Here is a 17,191-nt window from a genome sequence, read left to right on the forward strand (position 1 = left end):
CCGGTGCAACCCGGAAGGCACCGATCTTGCCCATTCCAGCGACCCAGAGGAGAGGTGATCGATGCACGACGCAGCGGACGGATCGACCGGTGTCACCCGGGTGACGGGAGCCCGGTGGGTCGTCGCCTGGGATCCCGACAGCGGCGGCCACGTCTACCGGACCGGCGCGGATGTGGTCTTCGCGGACGGCATCCTCACCCATGTCGGGCCGGGCTATGCGGGGCCGCCGCCGGACCGGACCATCGACGCCGCCGGCTGCCTGGTCATGCCCGGCCTCGTGGACATCCACACCCACCTGTTCTCGGAGCCGATGAACAAGGGCATGTGGGACGAGGTGGGCAGCCAGCGCCTCTACAACACCTCGCTCTACGAGTACCTGCCGATCCTGCGGCCCGACGCGGAGGGAACACGGGCCGCCTACGGGGTGGCGCTCGCCGAACTGGCGCTCTCGGGCGTCACCACCGTCTGCGACCTCGCCCTGCCGAGCGAGGGCTGGCTCGACCGCCTCGGCGCCTCGGGCCTGCGGGTCTGCATCGCCCCGATGTTCCGGTCGGGTCGCTGGCTCACCCGGAACGGCCACAGCGTGGAATACGAATGGGACGAAGCGGCGGGCGAGCGGGGCCTGGAGCAGGCGCTCACCGAGATCGAGGCGGCACAGGCGCACCCGAGCGGGCGCCTCTCCGGCATGCTCTGCCCGGCGCAGGTCGATACCTGCACGGCGGAGCTGCTGCGGGACGCCCATGCCGAGGCGGTCGCGCGCGACCTGCGCTTCCACACGCACGCGGCGCAGTCCCTGTCGGAATTCCACGAGATCACCCGCCGCACCGGGATGACGCCGATCGAGTGGCTCGACGACCTCGGCGTGCTGACCGAGCGCACCATCGTGGGCCACGGGATCTTCCTCGACGACCATCCCTGGACCCATTGGCACAGCCCAGGCTCGGACATGCGGCGCCTGGCCGAGCGCGGCGCGACCGTCGCCCATTGCCCGACGGTCTTCGCCCGGCGCGGCATCGCGCTCCATCATTTCGGCCGCTACCTGCAGGCCGGCGTCAACATGGGCATCGGCACGGACGTCTACCCGCACAACATGCTGGATGAGATGCGCCTCGTCTCGTACCTCGCCCGGGTCGTGGCCGAGAATCCCCGCGATACCCGGGCGGCGGACGTGTTCCACGCCGCCACGGTGGGGGGTGCGAAGGCCCTCGGGCGCAGCGACATCGGCCGGCTGGAGCCAGGCTGCAAGGCCGATTTCGTCCTCGTCGACTGCGCGCACCCGGCCATGCGCCCGTGCCGCGATCCCGTGCAGTCGCTGATCTACTCGGCGGGTGACCGCGCGGTCCGGCAAGTCTTCGTCGGCGGCCGCGAGATCGTGCGCGATGGCCGCGCCCTGACGATCGACTATGCCGCCGCCGCGGCCGCCCTGGAGGAGGCGCAGGGCCGCGCGCTGGCGCAGATCCGGCAGCTCGACTGGGCCGGGCGCGGCCCCGACGCCGTCGCGCCGCCGACCTTCCCGGGGCTGTGACGCCCCGGGCGACTCAGGCGGGCCGGACGTTCCAGAAGGTCGGGAACCCGTCGAGGATCCCGGTCAGGCCGGAGCGGAAGGCGGTCGGCTGCAGGTACTGGCCGAGGGGGTAGTAGGGCACGTCCTGCATCGCCTGGAGCTGGATGTCCCGGCAGAGCGCGGCGCGGGCCGCCTCGTCCGGGGCGGTGAACCACGCGTCGCGCAGGGCCTCGATCCGCGGGGTCGTGGCCCAGCCGGCATAGCCGGTCTCGCCGGTGCCGCGCAGGGCGATGTAGCCGGCGGGGTTCAGCCAATCCATGCCGGACCAGTTGGTCACGAAGGCGCTCCAGCCGCCCTCTGAGACCGGCCCTTTGCGGTTGCGCCGCTGCAGCATCGCGTTGAACTCGACCGCGTAGACCTCGACCTTCATGCCGACCCGCTGCAGCAGGTCGGCCGCGACTTGCCCGAGCGCCAGCAGGGGTGCCGAGTTCGACGGCACCATCAACAAGACGGTCTCGCCATTGTAGCCGGCGGCCTTCAATTCGGCGCGCACCTTGGCCGGATCGCGTGGGCCGCTGAGCGGCCCGAGGCCCTCCGTGGAGGCCATCGGGGTGTCGGGGCAGAAGAAGCCGAGGGGGACGTGGAACAGGCTGGGATCGTCCACGCCCACGACGCCCTGCATGCAGGCGGTCTGGTCGATCCCGCCCCAGAGCGCCCGCCGGATCGCCGGGTTGTTGAAGGGGGGCTGCAGATGGTTGACCCGCAGCATCGTGACGAACCCCGTCGTGTCGAGCACGCGGGTGGTCACGCCCTTCGCGGCCTTCAGCAGGCCGAGCTGGTCGTGCGAGGCGTATTCCTGCCAGTCGGCCTCGCCGGCGATCAGCGCCGAGGTCGCCGTGGAGGTGTCGCCGATCACGCGCCACTCGACCCGGTCGTAGTGGACGACCTTCGGACCCGAGGTCCAGGTGAGCGCTCCGTCCTTGCGGGGCACGTAGCCCTCGAAGCGGGTGTAGACCGTGCGGTCGCCGGGCACGCGCTCGTCCGCCTTGAAGCGGAACGGCCCCGAGCCGATCAGCTCGGGCACCTGCTGGAACGGATCGGTGACGGCGAGGCGCTCCGGCATCATGGCGCAGACCGGCACCGAGGCCTTGCCCAGCGCAATCGGCAGGAGCGGGAACGGCTGCTTGAGCTGGAACCGGATGGTCCGGTCATCGGGCGCCGAGAGTTCGTCGGTCATCGCCATCAGCGAGCCGCCGAACGGATCGCGCTTGGCCCAGCGCCGCAGGGAGGCGACGCAGTCGCGGGCGAGAACCGGCGTGCCGTCGTGGAAGCGCAGGCCCTCGCGCAGGGTCAGGTCCCAGCGGCAGCCGTCCTGTTCGATCCGGTGACCCTCGACCATCTGCGGCGTGGCGCGATAGGCGCCGTCCATGCCGTAGAGGGTGTCGAACACCATGTAGCCGTGGTTGCGGGTGATGTACGCGAAGGTCGTCACCGGATCGAGGGTGACGAGGTCCTGCTGCGGGATGAAGCGCAGGGTCGTGGCGGCCGCCGCGCGGACCAGGGATGGCGCCGCGACCGCGCTCGCCACCACGGCTCCGGCTCCCTGCAACAGCGTACGCCGCTTCATCGGACAACTCCCACTCTGCTCAGCCGGCCACGTTCAGCCGCGCGCGGTGGTCCGGTGCGATCACCGAACCCCGGCAACCGGAGGCTTGCAGGAACGAGGCCGCGGCCCAGCTGAAGAGAAATCGCCTTGGCGATCCGGTCGGTCTGCCGGCATCGGGGGCTTGAGCGCCTGTGCGGACTGCTCAAGCCGGGGCGGCGCAGGAGGTCCGAGCCTGGCCGGAAGCAGCGTGTCCGCACTCTCGGCGTGCAGTGGCGCCTCGACGCCGTCCTCCGACATCGATGACGTTGAGGCTGGCGGGACCCGGCCCGTCACGGATCAGGCGGTGCTTCGCCCTGACCGATGAAGGGAATTCCCTCGATCGGGCATTCCTCCGTGCCGACGCTCTGCCGGGTGATGGCCCGCACCGCATCGCGGGTTCCGTCGGGATCCTCGATCCAGCGCCGGTAGAAGTCGTAGGGGCATTCCGACATCCCGTGCCGGTTCTCCTTCGAGTTGATCATGCCCGTGTAGCCGCGGTGCAGCAGCTTGAAGAGGTGGTTCTCCGACTGGCCGTGGGCACGGAAATCCCGGATCAGGAATTTGGAGAGGGCCGCGTACTGGATGCCCATCTCCTCCTCGCCGCATTCGCCGAGCGTCCGGCCGTCGAAGCCGATGATCGCCGAGTGGCCGAAATAGGTGTAGACGCCGTCGAAGCCGGCGGCATTCGAGACGGCAACGTAGACGTTGTTGGCGAAGGCCATCGCCTTCGAGATGACGACCTGCTGCTCCTTGGCCGGATACATGTAGCCCTGGCAGCGAATGATCAGCTCGGCGCCGCGCATGGCGCAGTCGCGCCAGATCTCGGGATAGTTGCCATCGTCGCAGATGATCAGGCTGATCTTCAGGCCTTTCGGCCCGTCCGACACGTAGGTGCGGTCGCCCGGATACCAGCCCTCGATCGGGGTCCAGGGCATGATCTTGCGGTACTTCTGGACGATCTCGCCCTGGTCGTTCATCAGGATCAGGGTGTTGTAGGGCGCCTTGTTCGGGTGCTCCTCGTGGCGCTCGCCGGTGAGCGAGAACACGCCCCAGACCTTGGCCTCCCGGCAGGCGGCGGCGAACACCTCGGTCTCCGCGCCCGGGACCGTCGAGGCGGTCTCGTACATCTCGGCGGCGTCGTACATGATGCCGTGGGTCGAGTATTCGGGGAAGATCACGAGGTCGAGGCCGGGCAGGCCGGTCTTCATCCCGACGATCATCCTGCCGATCGCCTTGGCGTTCTCCAGCACCTCCGCGCGGGTGTGCAGGCGCGGCATCTTGTAGTTCACGACGGCGACGCCGACGCTGTCCTGGCTGGACGAGATGTCTCCGTGCATCATGGCGTGTTGTCCTCCTGATCGTGATTATCCCTGGGACGCGCGGCTCAGTGGCTGATCATCCAGGGCCGCGCCTTCGGGAAGCTCTTGGCGGCGGCAGGTGCCGCGGCTGTCCTCTTCGGCGCGCAGCAGCCGCAGCCGGCCCCGTGACTGCCCGAGCGCCTGGGCGCATGGCGGCTGCGCTCGTTGGTGGCGTGGGCGGCCCGCAGCCCCGCATCCATGCCGGCGATGCGCGGCGCGGTGAGGAAGGCGCGCTGGCTCGTGCCCCCGCAATCCGGGCAGGCATGCGGATCGCGGAACTCGGACATCGGCCGCATCACCGTGAAGGGACCGCAGGCCTCGCAGGCGTAGTCGTAGACGGGCATGGGGTGCTTCCAGAAGGGCTGCCGGGTCAAGCGCGGGTCCCCTCTCCCGTGCGGGAGAGGGACAGGGTGAGGGGCGAGACCTGTCCGGAGAGGTCGCATCCCTCACCCCAACCCTCTCCCGCACGGGAGAGGGGGCAGGTCGCGTCCGGCTGGACCGAGGTGCCCGCCGGACGATGGATCATTTACAGATCCGGCGAGAGCGGCATCTGAATCGAGCCGTCGAGGAACTTGGTCGGCCCGTCGGCGCCCGGGTTGATGTCGAACTCGAAGATCTTGGTCGGTATCCAGAGCGTCGCGCAGGCGTTCGGGATGTCGACGACGCCCGAGATGTGGCCCTGCACCGGTGCCGTGCCGAGGATCGAGTAGGCCTGCGCGCCCGAATAGCCGAACTTCTTCAGGTACTCGATCGCGTTCAGGCAGGCCTGCCGGTAGGCGATGTGGACGTCGAGGTAATGCTGGCCGCCATGCTCGTCGACTGAAATCCCCTCGAAGATCAGGTGATCGTCGAATTTCGGCGTGATCGGCGAAGGCTTGAAGATCGGGTTCTTGATCCCGTACTTGGCCATGCCGTCCTTGATCAGCTCGACCTTGAGATGCACCCAGCCGGCCATCTCGATCGCGCCGCAGAAGGTGATCTCGCCGTCGCCCTGGCTGAAGTGCAGGTCGCCCATGGAGAGGCCGGCCCCGGGCACGTAGACCGGGAAGTAGATCTTCGAGCCGCGCGACAGGTCCTTGATGTCGCAATTGCCGCCGTGCTCGCGGGGCGGAACCGTCCGGGCACCGGTGGCGGCGGCCGCGTCCTTCGCGTCGCCCTTGAGCCGGCCCATATGGGCGGTCGGCCCGAAGGGGAGGGTGGCCAGCGCCGGTACGCGCTCGGGATTGGTGTCGTAGAGCGCCTTCTCGCGGGTGTTCCAGGTCTCCAGCATCTTCGGATCGGGCAGGCAGCCGATCAGGCCGGGATGGATCAGGCCCGGGAAGCGCACGCCCGGAACGTGCCGGGACTTGGTGAACATCCCCTCGAAGTCCCAGATCGACTTCTGAGCCTGCGGGAAGTGCTCGTCCAGGAAGCCGCCGCCGTTCTTCTTCGAGAAGAAGCCGTTGAAGCCCCACTGGCTCTCGGGCTTGGCGCCGATGTCGAGGAGGTCGACCACCAGCAGGTCGCCGGGCTCGGCGCCCTCGACGCCGATCGGGCCCGAGAGGAAGTGCACGATCGACAGGTCGATGTCGCGCACGTCGTCGGCGGAATCGTTGTTCTTGATGAAGCCGCCGGTCCAGTCGTAGGTCTCGACGATGAAGTCGGCGCCCGGCTTCACGTAGGCGACCATCGGAATGTCGGGGTGCCAGCGGTTGTGCACCATGTCGTTGTCGTAGGCCGATTGCGTGAGATCGACCTTGATCAGCGTCTCGGGCATCTCGTGTCTCCAGCTCCCTGAAACTCCGGGGCAGGCCCCGTCCGCGCGCCGCTGCGCGTCTCTCACCCGCTCGCGAGCAGCTCTTTCAGCGCGTCGTCGAGGACCTTGATGTCGTCCGGGCTGGTGCCGGGCCCGCCCGCGAAGTGGCCCCACCACGTGTCGATCACGCGCAGCTCCGCGTTCGGCATGGCGGCCGCCTCGATGGCGTTGTCCTCGGGCGGGAAATACAGGTCGGTCGAGGCGGGCATCAGGATCGCCCTGGCGCGGATGGCGCCGAGCGCGGCCTTGAAGTCGCCCTTGAAGGTGTCGTTGGCGCTGATGTCGCCGTGCTGCCAGGTCCACAGCATGGCGAGCAGGTTGTTGGCGTCGCGTTCGTAGAACAGGCCTTCCCAGAACCCGATCAGGAAGTCCTCCAGCGAGGCGTAGCCCATGTGGGTGATGTCGGCCTCGAGCCGGTAGAAGGTCTGCGACAGGCCCCAGCCGGCATAGACCCGGCCGAAGGCGCGCAGGCCCCGGGTCGGCGGGCTCGTGTACCAGCCCTCCGCCCAGGCGGCGTCGGCCTGGAGCGCCGCCTTGGCGCCCTCCAGGAAGACGTAATTGTGCCGGGAGCACTTGGCCGAGCCCTGAAACGGCAGGATCCTCGGCACCATGTCGGGGTACATCGACGCCCAATGGTAGGTCTGGAGCGCGCCCATCGACCAGCCGGTGACCAGAACCAGTTTCTCGATGCCGAAATGCTCGGTGACGAGGCGGTGCTGGGCGCGGACGTTGTCGTAGGCGGTGACGTTGGGGAAGCGTGGTCCGTTCCAGGGCGCGGGCGTGTTGCTCGGCGAGGACGAGAGCCCGTTGCCGAACATGTTCGGGATGATGATGAAGTACTTGTCCGGGTCGAGCGCCTTGCCGGGGCCGATCAGCCACTCGTTCTCGGTGTGCTGACCGGAATACCAGGTCGGGTAGACGATGGCGTTGTCCTTGGCTGGGCTCAGCGTGCCGAAGGTCTTGAAGGCGAGCTTGGCCGCACGCAGCGTCTTGCCGCACTGGAGCACGAAGTCGCCGAGTTCGAAGATGGCGTGATCGGCCATGCTGTGCCCCTAGACCGACAGGAACCGGGCGACGGCGGCCTCGTCGATCCCGTCGCGCGGGGCCTCGTGGACGATGGACCCGTTCTCCATGACGATCACCCGGTCGGCGACGTCGAGGGCGAAGCTCAGGACCTGCTCGGACACGACGATGGAGAGGCCGCGGGCGTCGCGGATCTTCTTGAGCGTCCGGCCCATCTCCCGGATGATCGAGGGCTGGATGCCCTCGGTGGGCTCGTCGAGGAGCAGCACCTTCGGGCGGCTCGCGAGCGCCCGGGCGATGGCGAGCTGCTGCTGCTGGCCGCCCGAGAGGTTGCCACCGCGCCGGCCCTTCATCTCCAAGAGGACGGGGAACATGTCGTAGAGGTCCTGCGGCACCTTGCGGGTGCCCGTGACGGTCAGGCCGGTCTCGATGTTCTCCTGCACCGTCATGGTCGAGAAGATCATGCGGCCCTGCGGCACGTAGGCGAGGCCCTTGGCGACCCGGGCATGGCTCTTGAGCCCGGCGACGTCCGCGCCCTCGACCTGGATCGACCCGGCCTTGACGGGCACGAGGCCCATCAGGGTCTTCATCAGCGTGGTCTTGCCCATGCCGTTGCGGCCCATCACGGCGACGATCTCGCCCGGCGCCACCGAGAAGGTGAGCCCGTGCAGGACCTCGCTCTGGCCGTAGGCGGCGTGCAGGTCCTCGACGGCGAGCGCTGGCGTCGCTGATGGGATCGTGGCGAGGGGCGGTGCCTGGATTCCAGGGGGATGCGCGGTCTGAAGAGACGCCATCGTCAATGTCCCAAATACACTTCGATGACCTTCGGGTCGTTCTTGACCCGCTCCATCGAGCCCTCAGACAGCACCTTGCCCTGGTGCAGGACGGTCACCCGGTGGGCGATGTCCTCGACGAACTTCATGTCGTGCTCGATCACCAGCACCGAGCGGCCCTTGATGATCTGGTTGAGCAGCTCTGCGGTCTTGATCCGCTCGCCGACGCTCATCCCGGCCACCGGCTCGTCGAGCATCAGCAGTTCCGGGTCCTGGATCAGCAGCATGCCGATCTCCAGCCACTGCTTCTGGCCGTGGCTCAGGAACTCGGCCCGCTCCTTCAACTGATCCTTCAGGAAGATCGTCTCGGCGATGGCGTGGATGCGGTCGCGGACCTCGGCGTCGCGCTTGAACGTCAGGGCGCCGAAGACCGAGCGCCCGCGGGGGAACGAGATTTCCAGGTTCTCGAACACCGTCAGGTCGTCGTAGATCGACGGTGTCTGGAACTTGCGGCCGACGCCGGCCTGCACGATCGCGCTCTCGGAGAGCTTGGTCAGCTCCTGGCCCTTGTACTTGATCGAGCCGGCGCTGGCCTTGGTCCGCCCGCAGATCAGGTCGAGGACCGTGGTCTTGCCGGCCCCGTTCGGGCCGATGATCACCCGGATCTCGTCGGGTTCGACGTAGAACGACACGTCGTTCACCGCCTTGAACCCATCGAAGGAGACCGTCAGCGCCTCGACGGCAAGGAGGTGATCGGGCGGAGCCGCCTCGGCGCCGACCACGGGTGAGGAGAGGATCGCGGCGTTCATTCAGGTCCTCACTCGGCCGGAGCGCCAACGGGCGTACTTTTGGGCGGGACGATGGCGGGCGGCGGGGCGCGCAGGCCCTTCACCCGGCGGGTGAGGCGCGACTCGATCTGCTCCCGCCAGATCCCTGCGAGGCCGTTCGGGAAGGCCAGCACCACCGCGATGAACAGGGCGCCGAGGCCGAACAGCCAGAGATCCGGAAAACTCTCGGAGAAGCTGGTCTTGGCCCAGTTGACCAAGAGCGTGCCCCAGACCGCGCCGAACAGGGAGAGGCGCCCGCCGACCGCGGCGTAGATCACCATCTCGATCGAGGGCACGATGCCCACGAAGGAGGGCGACATGAACCCGACCTGCAGGGTGAACATCGCCCCGCCGATCGCCGCCAGCCCTGCGGCGAAGCAGAAGGCGAAGACCTTGAACCCCGCCACCGAGTAGCCGGAGAAGCGGACCCGGTCCTCCTTGTCGCGCATGGCGACGAGGATGCGGCCGAGCTTCGACTTCTTCACGTACTGTGCCGCCAGGATGCAGGCGATCAGCAGGCCGCCATTGACGAAATACAGGATGGTCTTGGCGCCGTCGGTGCGGATGTCCCAGCCGTGGAGGGTGCGCAGGTCGGTGATGCCGTTGATGCCGCCGGTATAGCCCTGCTGGCCGACGATCAGGATCGTCAGGATCGCGGCGATCGCCTGGGTGATGATGGCGAAATAGGTGCCGCCGACCCGGCGCTTGAACATCGCGAAGGAGATCAGCATCGCGAACAGGACCGGGACGGCGACCACCAGGATCAGCGTCAGCGGCAGGCTCTTGAACGGCTGCCAGAACCACGGAATCGCGGTGATCTGGTTCCAGTCCATGAAGTCCGGGATGCCGGGCGTCGACTGGATCTTGGTGTTGGCGACGCTCGAAGCCTCCAGCTTCAAGTACATCGCCATGCAGTAGCCGCCGAGGCCGAAGAACACGCCCTGGCCCAGCGACAGGATGCCCGCGTAGCCCCAGCAGATCACCAGCCCGAGGGCGACGAAGGCATAGGTGAGGTACTTGCCGACGAGGTTGAGGCGGAAGCTGTCGAGCATCAGCGGCAGGACGACCAGGATCACCCCGGCCAGGAGGACGAGGCTCAGCCACTCCACCGGCTTCATGAACGGGTTGTCGTTGACGGTGACCGACTTGGTGAGGGTCTGGACCGGGTTCGTCATCGCGAAAACATCCTCAGCGCCGGACCTTGAGGGTGAAGAGGCCCTGGGGCCTCAGCATCAGGATGCCGACCACCGCGAGCAGGGTGATCACCTTGGCCATCGAGCCGGAGAGGAAGAATTCCAGGGTCGACTGGGTCTGGGAGATCGAGAAGGCCGACGCGATGGTGCCGAGGAGGCTCGCGGCGCCGCCGAACACGACGATCAGGAAGGTGTCGACGATGTAGAGCTGGCCGGAGGTCGGCCCGGTGGAGCCGATCATCGTGAAGGCCGAGCCGGCGATCCCCGCGATGCCGCAGCCGAGGCCGAACGTGTAGCGGTCGACCTTCTCGGTATCGATGCCCACTGCCCCCGCCATGGCGCGGTTCGACATCACGGCGCGGACCTGCTGGCCGAAGCGCGAGCGGTAGATCAGCAGCGCGACGCTGACGGTGATCAGGATGGTGACGGCCATGACGAACAGGCCGTTGATCGGGATCTCGATCGTGTCGGTGACCTGCACCGAGCCGATCAGCCAGGACGGCAATTCGACGCCGACCTCGCGGGCGCCGAAGATCGACCGGTAGGCCTGCTGGAGGATCAGCGACAGGCCCCAGGTGGCGAGCAGCGTGTCGAGCGGGCGCTTGTAGAGGAACCGGATCAGGCCCCATTCCACCAGCATCCCCAGGGCCCCGGAGGCGAGGAACGCCAGCCCCATCGCGATGAAGAAGTAGATCGGGAACAGCGCCGGCAGGTAGGTCTGGAAGAAGGTCGAGCAGAGATAGGTGACGTAGGCGCCGAGGATCATGAACTCCCCGTGGGCCATGTTGATCACGCCCATCTGGCCGAAGATGATCGCGAGCCCGAGCGCCATCAGCAGGTAGACGGAGAACAGGATCAGGCCGGCAAAACCCTGCATGGCGAAGATCGCGCCGAGGTCGCCGAGGGAATAGTCGCCGAGCATGGTCCCGTAATCTCCGATCCGAGATGCGCTCCGCCCGCGGCGGAGGCCCGTGATCCCACTCAGATCACCTCATCCTGAGGTGCCGGAGCGCAGCGGAGGCCTCGAAGGAGGGCCCCAGTAGCTGCGCGGGTCCTGGAGGGCTCCTTCGAGGCAGGGCGATCGATGATCGCCCTGCGCCTCAGGATGAGGTCGCGTGTTGGAGGCGCACGTTTCGCGCGACTACTGATATCCCTTCGGGAACGGATCCGGCTTGATCAGTTCGGGGCTCGTGTAGACGATCTCGAACTGGCCGTCAGTCTTGGCCCGGCCGACCCGGGTCTTCGACCAGAGGTGGTGGTTCGGGTCGATCTTCACGTAGCCTTCCGGCGCAGCCTTGAACTCGATCCCGGGCGAGGCCGCCACCACCTTGTCGACGTCGAACGAGCCGGCCTTCTCGCAGGCCATCTTCCACAGGAAGGGCCCGAGATAGGCGGCCTGCGTCACGTCGCCGATGACGGTCTTCTCGCCCCACATTTTCTTGAAGGCCGCGACGAAGGCCTTGTTGTTCTCGTTGTCGATCGACTGGAAGTACTTCATGCAGGCATAGGCCCCGGCGATGTTCTCGCCGCCGATGCCGTCGATCTCGTCCTCGGTGACCGAGATCGTCATCAGCACCTGCTTCGACAGGTCGATGCCGGCCGCCTTGAGCTGCTTGTAGAACGCCACGTTCGAGCCGCCGACGACGTCGGCGAAGATCACCTTCGGCTTGGTCAGCTTGATCTTGTTGATCACCGAGTTGAACTGGGTGTGGCCGAGGGGGAAGTACTCCTCGCCGACCACCTTGCCCTTGAGCACGTTCTCGACATGCTTGCGGGCGATCTTGTTGGAGGTGCGCGGCCAGATGTAGTCCGAGCCGATGAAGTAGAAGCTGTCGCCGCCCTTCTCCTTGTGGACCCAGTCGAGGCCGGCGAGGATCTGCTGCGTCGCTTCCTGGCCGGTGTAGAAGACGTTCTTCGACTGCTCCAGGCCCTCGTAAAAGGTCGGGTAGTAGAGGAGGCCGTTATACTGCTCGAAGACCGGCAGCACCGCCTTGCGCGAGGCCGAGGTCCAGCAGCCCATCACGGCGGCACAATGGTCGTTGACGAGGAGCTTCTTGGCCTTCTCGGCGAAGGTCGGCCAGTCGGAGGCGCCGTCCTCCTGGATGATCTTGATCTTGCGGCCGAGGACGCCGCCGGCATCGTTGATCTGCTGGATCGCGAGCTTTTCCGCTTCCTGCGCGCCCGTCTCGGAGATCGCCATCGTGCCGGTGATCGAGTGCAGGATGCCGACCGTCACCTCGCTGTCCGTCACCGCCAAGCCGGTGGTGTTGACCGCTGATGTCGTGGGCGCGGCCCAGACCTTCCGCGGCATCAACGCCAACGCCGAGGCGCCGGCTAGCCCCATGAGCAGCTTGCGCCGCAACGGGGAGTGCAAGCCGTGATCCGCGCCCATGTCGGTGTCGTCTGCCATCTGCCTGACCCTGTTCGCGTCCGGGGCCTTGCGAGGCGGCCGCGGATCGACGAGCGCAGGCTAGGTCGGCTGCGGCGGTGCAGCATATACGCTGTTTTGCGTATGGCCGGTCTCTTGCCTCTCCAGCACTGTCGATCCGTCTAGTCCGGGAACCGATGGCGTTCAGGGTCGAGTATCCACGCCGCGCAAAAGCGCATCGTACCGCGCGTCATCACGCACGCGCGGTCGCATCCGCTTGTCCTGTCGGGAGCGGCCGGGGCTGGACCGGCGGCCGATGAGCGGCCCGCAGCGCATCATCCCGATCCGGCGCGATTACAATCGCTTCGTCGCGGACGAGACACTCGAGGATTACGCGCTGCGCTTCACGGCCAAGAAGGCCCGGCGCTGGTCCGGCTTCGAGGTCGCGCAGACGGCGCTCGGCTCGATCTCGTTTCTCGCGCTGGAGGCGATCGGCGGCACGCTCGTCCTCACCGCCGGCTTCGTCAATGCGCTGGCGGCGATCCTCGTCGTCGGCCTGATCATCTTCGCCACCGCGGCGCCGATTACCACCTACGCGGCGCGCTACGGCGTCGACATGGATCTGCTCACCCGCGGCGCCGGCTTCGGCTATCTCGGCTCGACGGTGACGTCGCTGATCTACGCGAGCTTCACCTTCCTGTTCTTCGCCATCGAGGCGGCGATCATGGCGCTCGCGCTGCAACTCTGCCTCGGGTTGCCGCTCTGGATCGGCTATCTCGTCTGCGCGAGCGCGGTGATCCCGCTCGTGGCCTACGGCATCCGGCTGATCAGCCGGCTCCAGATCTGGACGCAGCCGCTCTGGCTCGGCCTCGGCCTGCTGCCCCTCGTCTGCATCGCCGCCCGGGATCCCGCCGCGTTGCACGCAATGGCCGTCTTCCCCGGTCTCGACGGCACGGCAGACCGGTTCGACCTCACACGGTTCGGCACCGCCACCGGCGTGCTGCTCGCCTTGCTGGCGCAGGTCGGCGAGCAGGTGGATTTTTTGCGCTTCGTGCCCGAGCCGGTGGCCGGGCGCGACCGGGCCTGGTGGCTGGCCGTGCTGGCGGGCGGCGCCGGCTGGATCCTGCCCGGCATGGTCAAGATCCTGCTCGGCGCCGGGCTCGCCGTCCTCGCCCTGGCGCACGGCGTCCCGCCCGACGAGGCCGCCGAGCCGACCCAGATGTACCGCGTCGCCTTCGGCTACGTGACCGGCGGAAACGACCGGGCGGCGCTCCTGCTGATGGGGGCCTTCGTCCTCGTCTCGCAGCTCAAGATCAACCTGACCAACGCCTATGCGGGCTCGATCGCGTGGTCGAACTTCTTCTCGCGTCTCACGCACAGCCATCCGGGCCGGGTCGTCTGGCTCGTCTTCAACGTCGCCATCGCCGTGCTGCTGATGATGCTCGGCATCGACAAGACGATCGAGAGCACCCTGCCGCTCTATGCCTGCGTCGTCTCGGCCTGGGTCGGGGCGCTCGCCGCCGATCTCGCCGTCAACAAGCCGCTGGGCCTGTCGCCGCCGGGCATCGAGTTCAAGCGGGCGCATCTCTACGCGGTCAACCCGGTCGGCACCGGGGCGATGCTGCTCGCCCTGGCGGCGGGCTGCCTGCTCCACCTCGGTCTCCTGGGCGCGGGGCCGCAGGCCTTCGCCCCGATGCTGACGCTCGCCCTGGCGTTCGCCGCGGCCCCCGCCCTGGCCTGGGCGACCCGCGGGCGCTGGTATCTGGCCCGGACCCCGCGCACGGACTGGGGCGCGGGTGAGATCACCTGCCGGGTCTGCGAACTTCCGTTCGAGGGCGAGGACATGGCCCATTGCCCGGCCTACGACGCCCCGATCTGCTCGCTCTGCTGCTCCCTCGACGCACGCTGCGGCGACCTGTGCAAGCCGCACGGCCGGCTGGAGGTCCAGGCGCAGGACGCCCTCGGGCGTATCCTGCCGCGCCGCACGGCCGCCTGGATCGGTGCGCCGCTCGGACGCTATCTCGCGGTGATGCTGACGCTCTGCACGGTGATCGGCCTGATCCTCGGCGTCGTGCATGCGGGCGCGAGCATCGCCCATCCGGACCACCGGGAGGTCCTGCGCGCGGCGCTGACCAGCGTGTTCTTCATCCTCGTCGTCATCCTCGGGGTCGTCGCCTGGCTGTTCGTGCTCGCGCAGGAGAGCCGGCGGGTCGCCCAGGCCGAGACGCGGCGCCAGACCGTCCTCTACGAGGCCGAGATCGCGGCCCACAAGGTGACCGACGCGAAGCTCCAGGACGCCAAGGAGCGGGCCGAGGCCGCCAACCAGGCCAAGAGCCGCTACGTCGTCGGCCTCAGCCACGAATTGCGGACCCCGCTCTCCAGTGTGCTCGGTTACGCCCAGCTCCTTGAGACGGATCCGACGATCCCCACGGCGCGCCTCAACGGCATCCGGGTGATCCGGCGCAGTGCCCAGCACCTCTCGGGCCTGATCGACGGGCTCCTCGACATCTCGCGGATGGAGGCCGGCCGCCTCCAGATCAACCGCGACGAGATCCGGCTCGCGGATTTCCTCGACCAACTCACCGACATGATCCGGCTCCAGGCGCGGGAGGCCGGGCTCGACTTCCGCTTCACGCGTCCCGAGATCCTGCCGCAGGTCGTCGCCACCGACGAGAAGCGCCTGAGACAGGTGCTCCTCAACCTGCTCTCGAACGCCATCAAGTTCACGCCGCGCGGGACGGTCTCGCTCGATCTGAGCTACCGCAGCCAGGTCGCGGTCTTCACGATCCGCGACACGGGCCCCGGCATCCCGGAGGCCGATCTGGCCCGGATCTTCGAGCCGTTCGAGCGCGGCTCGACGCCGGCGGCCCGCAGCACGCTCGGGACCGGGCTCGGGCTGACCATCGCCAACCTGCTGGCGCAACTCCTCGGCGGCGAGATCACCCTGACGCCCGCACCGGGCGGCGGGACGCAGGCGCGGCTGCGCCTGATGCTGGCCGCGGTGACGCAGCCGGCCCTCACGCCCGCATCCGCCGCCGCGCCCGTGTCCCGCCCGGAGCCCGCCTATGCGGGGCCGCGCCGGACCGTGCTCGTGGTCGATGACGACACCGCGCACCGCACCCTGATGCGCGCCATCCTGGAGCCGCGGGGGCTCACGGTGCGCGAGGCCGCGACGGGACCGGCCTGCCTCGCGGCCGTCGCGGAGACGACGGAGTCGGACGGCATCGACTTGATCTTCCTCGACATCGCGATGCCGGGCCTGAGCGGCTGGGACGTGGCGGCGGCGCTACGCGCGCAGGGCTATGCCGGGCCGATCGCGATGATGTCCGCCAACGTCCACGAACTCGGCCCCCTCCGGGGCGACAGCCCGCCCCATGACGCGATCCTCACCAAGCCCTTCGACCTGCGCGACGTGCTGGACCGGACCGGCGCCCTGCTGCGCCTCGACTGGACGGAGGCGCCGGGGATGGCTCCCCCGGCGAAGCCGGAGGAGCAGCGCGCGACGGCCCGTCCTGGCGCCGGCCATGTCGGCGAATTGCTGCGGCTCGGTCGCATCGGCCATATCCGGGGCATCGAGGCGAAGCTTGCCGCGATGGAGCAGGACGAGGCCGTGCCGCCGGCCTTCGTGGTGCAGATGCGCGGCTTGATCGCCGGCTACGATCTGCGCCGCTACCTCACGGTTCTGAAGGAACTCGCCGGCGATGAGTGAGCCCGGCCGCGACGTCGTCCTCGTGGTCGACGATTCGCCCGAGACGCTGAGCTTCCTGACGGAGGCGATCGAGCGCTCGGGCGCGACGGTGCTGATCGCGGTGGCGGGCGACCTCGCCCTCGCCCTCGTCGACGAGGTCACCCCCGACGTGATCCTGCTCGATGCGGTCATGCCCGGCCTCGACGGCTTCGAAACCTGCCGCCGCCTCAAGGCGAAGCCGCACCTCGCCGGCGTGCCGGTGATCTTCATGACGGGCCTGAGCGAGACCGAGCACATCGTCCGCGGCCTCGATGCCGGCGGCGTCGATTACGTGACGAAGCCCATCGTCCCCGACGAACTCCTGGCCCGCATCCGCACTCACCTCGCCGGGGCACGGTCCGCCCGCAGCGCCCGCACGGCCCTCGACGCGATGGGCCGGACCCTGCTGGCGGTCTCAGGCACCGGACGGGTCCTGTGGTGTACGCCGCAGGCGGGGCAGGTCATCGCCGCCCTGGCGCCCACGCGCGACGGCGTGCTGTCCCTGCCGCCCGAGGCTGTCGACTGGCTGCGGACCTGTCTCGCCGGGACGGCCGCCGGCTCCCTGATTCTGAAGGGGGCGAGCGGGCCCCCGCATACGCTCACGTTCGTCGGCGGTGCGGCCGAGGAGATCCTGCTGCGCCTCTCGCAGGACGATCCGGCCCTGAGCCTCGCCCGGCTGCGCGCGAGCCTGCCCATCACCGCGCGCGAGGCAGAAGTGCTGTTCTGGCTCTCCCAAGGCAAGTCGAGCCGGGACATCGGGGAGATCCTGGGCCTCAGCCACCGGACCGTGACCAAGCATCTCGAAGCCATCTATGCCAAGCTCGGTGTTGAGAACCGGACTGCGGCCTCCATCATCGCCAATCGTTACCTGCAAGGCGGCGGGTGAAACGTTTCTTCGAGGTGGGAACGACGACGGATCCGCCCACGCGCAATCCGCGTCGCGATGACCGAACGCCTGGATCGGCCTCTGTCGGATCG

The 17,191-nt window shown here is 68.4% G+C and carries 13 protein-coding genes; 3 read left to right on the forward strand and 10 right to left on the reverse strand.

What is annotated here, in order from left to right:
- Nucleotides 1-61: 61 nt before the first annotated feature.
- Complete coding sequence (locus tag MKK88_RS16345; protein WP_244001461.1) at nt 62-1,525, forward strand: amidohydrolase family protein; 1,464 nt, start codon at nt 62-64, stop codon at nt 1,523-1,525.
- 13 nt (nt 1,526-1,538) lie between these two features.
- On the opposite strand, the gene MKK88_RS16350 is transcribed toward MKK88_RS16345, so the two are convergent.
- The 10 genes from MKK88_RS16350 to urtA form a co-directional block, all read right to left on the reverse strand.
- Nucleotides 1,539-3,131 carry an ABC transporter substrate-binding protein gene (locus MKK88_RS16350; RefSeq protein WP_244001463.1) on the reverse strand — a complete coding sequence of 531 codons (1,593 nt, stop codon included), beginning with the start codon at nt 3,129-3,131 and terminating at the stop codon, nt 1,539-1,541.
- A gap of 308 nt (nt 3,132-3,439) precedes the next feature.
- Nucleotides 3,440-4,489 (reverse strand): aliphatic amidase, encoded by a 1,050-nt coding sequence (locus MKK88_RS16355; protein ID WP_244001465.1) that lies wholly within the window; start codon nt 4,487-4,489, stop codon nt 3,440-3,442.
- A gap of 44 nt (nt 4,490-4,533) precedes the next feature.
- The gene (locus MKK88_RS16360) at nt 4,534-4,851 is read right to left on the reverse strand and encodes an FmdB family zinc ribbon protein (RefSeq protein ID WP_244001467.1); all 318 of its coding nucleotides are present in this window, start codon (nt 4,849-4,851) and stop codon (nt 4,534-4,536) included.
- 182 nt (nt 4,852-5,033) lie between these two features.
- Nucleotides 5,034-6,263 (reverse strand): formamidase, encoded by a 1,230-nt coding sequence (fmdA, locus tag MKK88_RS16365; protein ID WP_050733158.1) that lies wholly within the window; start codon nt 6,261-6,263, stop codon nt 5,034-5,036.
- A 62-nt stretch (nt 6,264-6,325) separates the two neighbouring features.
- Nucleotides 6,326-7,345 carry an alpha/beta fold hydrolase gene (locus tag MKK88_RS16370; protein WP_244001470.1) on the reverse strand — a complete coding sequence of 340 codons (1,020 nt, stop codon included), beginning with the start codon at nt 7,343-7,345 and terminating at the stop codon, nt 6,326-6,328.
- Between the two features lie 9 nt (nt 7,346-7,354).
- Nucleotides 7,355-8,119 (reverse strand): urea ABC transporter ATP-binding subunit UrtE, encoded by a 765-nt coding sequence (gene urtE, locus MKK88_RS16375; RefSeq protein WP_244001472.1) that lies wholly within the window; start codon nt 8,117-8,119, stop codon nt 7,355-7,357.
- Between the two features lie 2 nt (nt 8,120-8,121).
- Nucleotides 8,122-8,907, reverse strand: coding sequence for an urea ABC transporter ATP-binding protein UrtD (gene urtD / locus MKK88_RS16380; protein WP_243966584.1), 786 nt, complete (start codon nt 8,905-8,907; stop codon nt 8,122-8,124).
- 8 nt (nt 8,908-8,915) lie between these two features.
- Nucleotides 8,916-10,100, reverse strand: a complete 1,185-nt coding sequence (gene urtC, locus MKK88_RS16385) for an urea ABC transporter permease subunit UrtC (RefSeq protein ID WP_244001474.1) — start codon at nt 10,098-10,100, stop codon at nt 8,916-8,918.
- Between the two features lie 13 nt (nt 10,101-10,113).
- A complete protein-coding gene (urtB, locus tag MKK88_RS16390) occupies nt 10,114-11,040 on the reverse strand; it encodes an urea ABC transporter permease subunit UrtB (RefSeq protein ID WP_244001475.1) in 927 nt (308 codons plus the stop codon).
- A gap of 219 nt (nt 11,041-11,259) precedes the next feature.
- Entirely contained in the window at nt 11,260-12,528 is a 1,269-nt protein-coding gene (gene urtA, locus MKK88_RS16395; RefSeq protein WP_244001477.1) for an urea ABC transporter substrate-binding protein, read from the reverse strand.
- A gap of 274 nt (nt 12,529-12,802) precedes the next feature.
- On the opposite strand from urtA, the gene MKK88_RS16400 reads away from it, so the two are divergent.
- Together MKK88_RS16400 and MKK88_RS16405 are read left to right on the forward strand one after the other, a co-directional pair.
- Nucleotides 12,803-16,195 carry an ATP-binding protein gene (locus MKK88_RS16400; protein ID WP_244001479.1) on the forward strand — a complete coding sequence of 1,131 codons (3,393 nt, stop codon included), beginning with the start codon at nt 12,803-12,805 and terminating at the stop codon, nt 16,193-16,195.
- On the forward strand, nt 16,188-17,099 hold the full coding sequence (locus MKK88_RS16405) for a DNA-binding response regulator (protein ID WP_244001481.1): 912 nt from the start codon (nt 16,188-16,190) through the stop codon (nt 17,097-17,099). Before MKK88_RS16400 ends, MKK88_RS16405 begins: the two co-directional genes overlap by 8 nt.
- The last annotated feature ends 92 nt before the right edge of the window (nt 17,100-17,191 follow it).

This window comes from Methylobacterium sp. E-005 (assembly GCF_022829725.1).
In the GTDB taxonomy this organism is placed as follows: Bacteria; Pseudomonadota; Alphaproteobacteria; order Rhizobiales; family Beijerinckiaceae; genus Methylobacterium.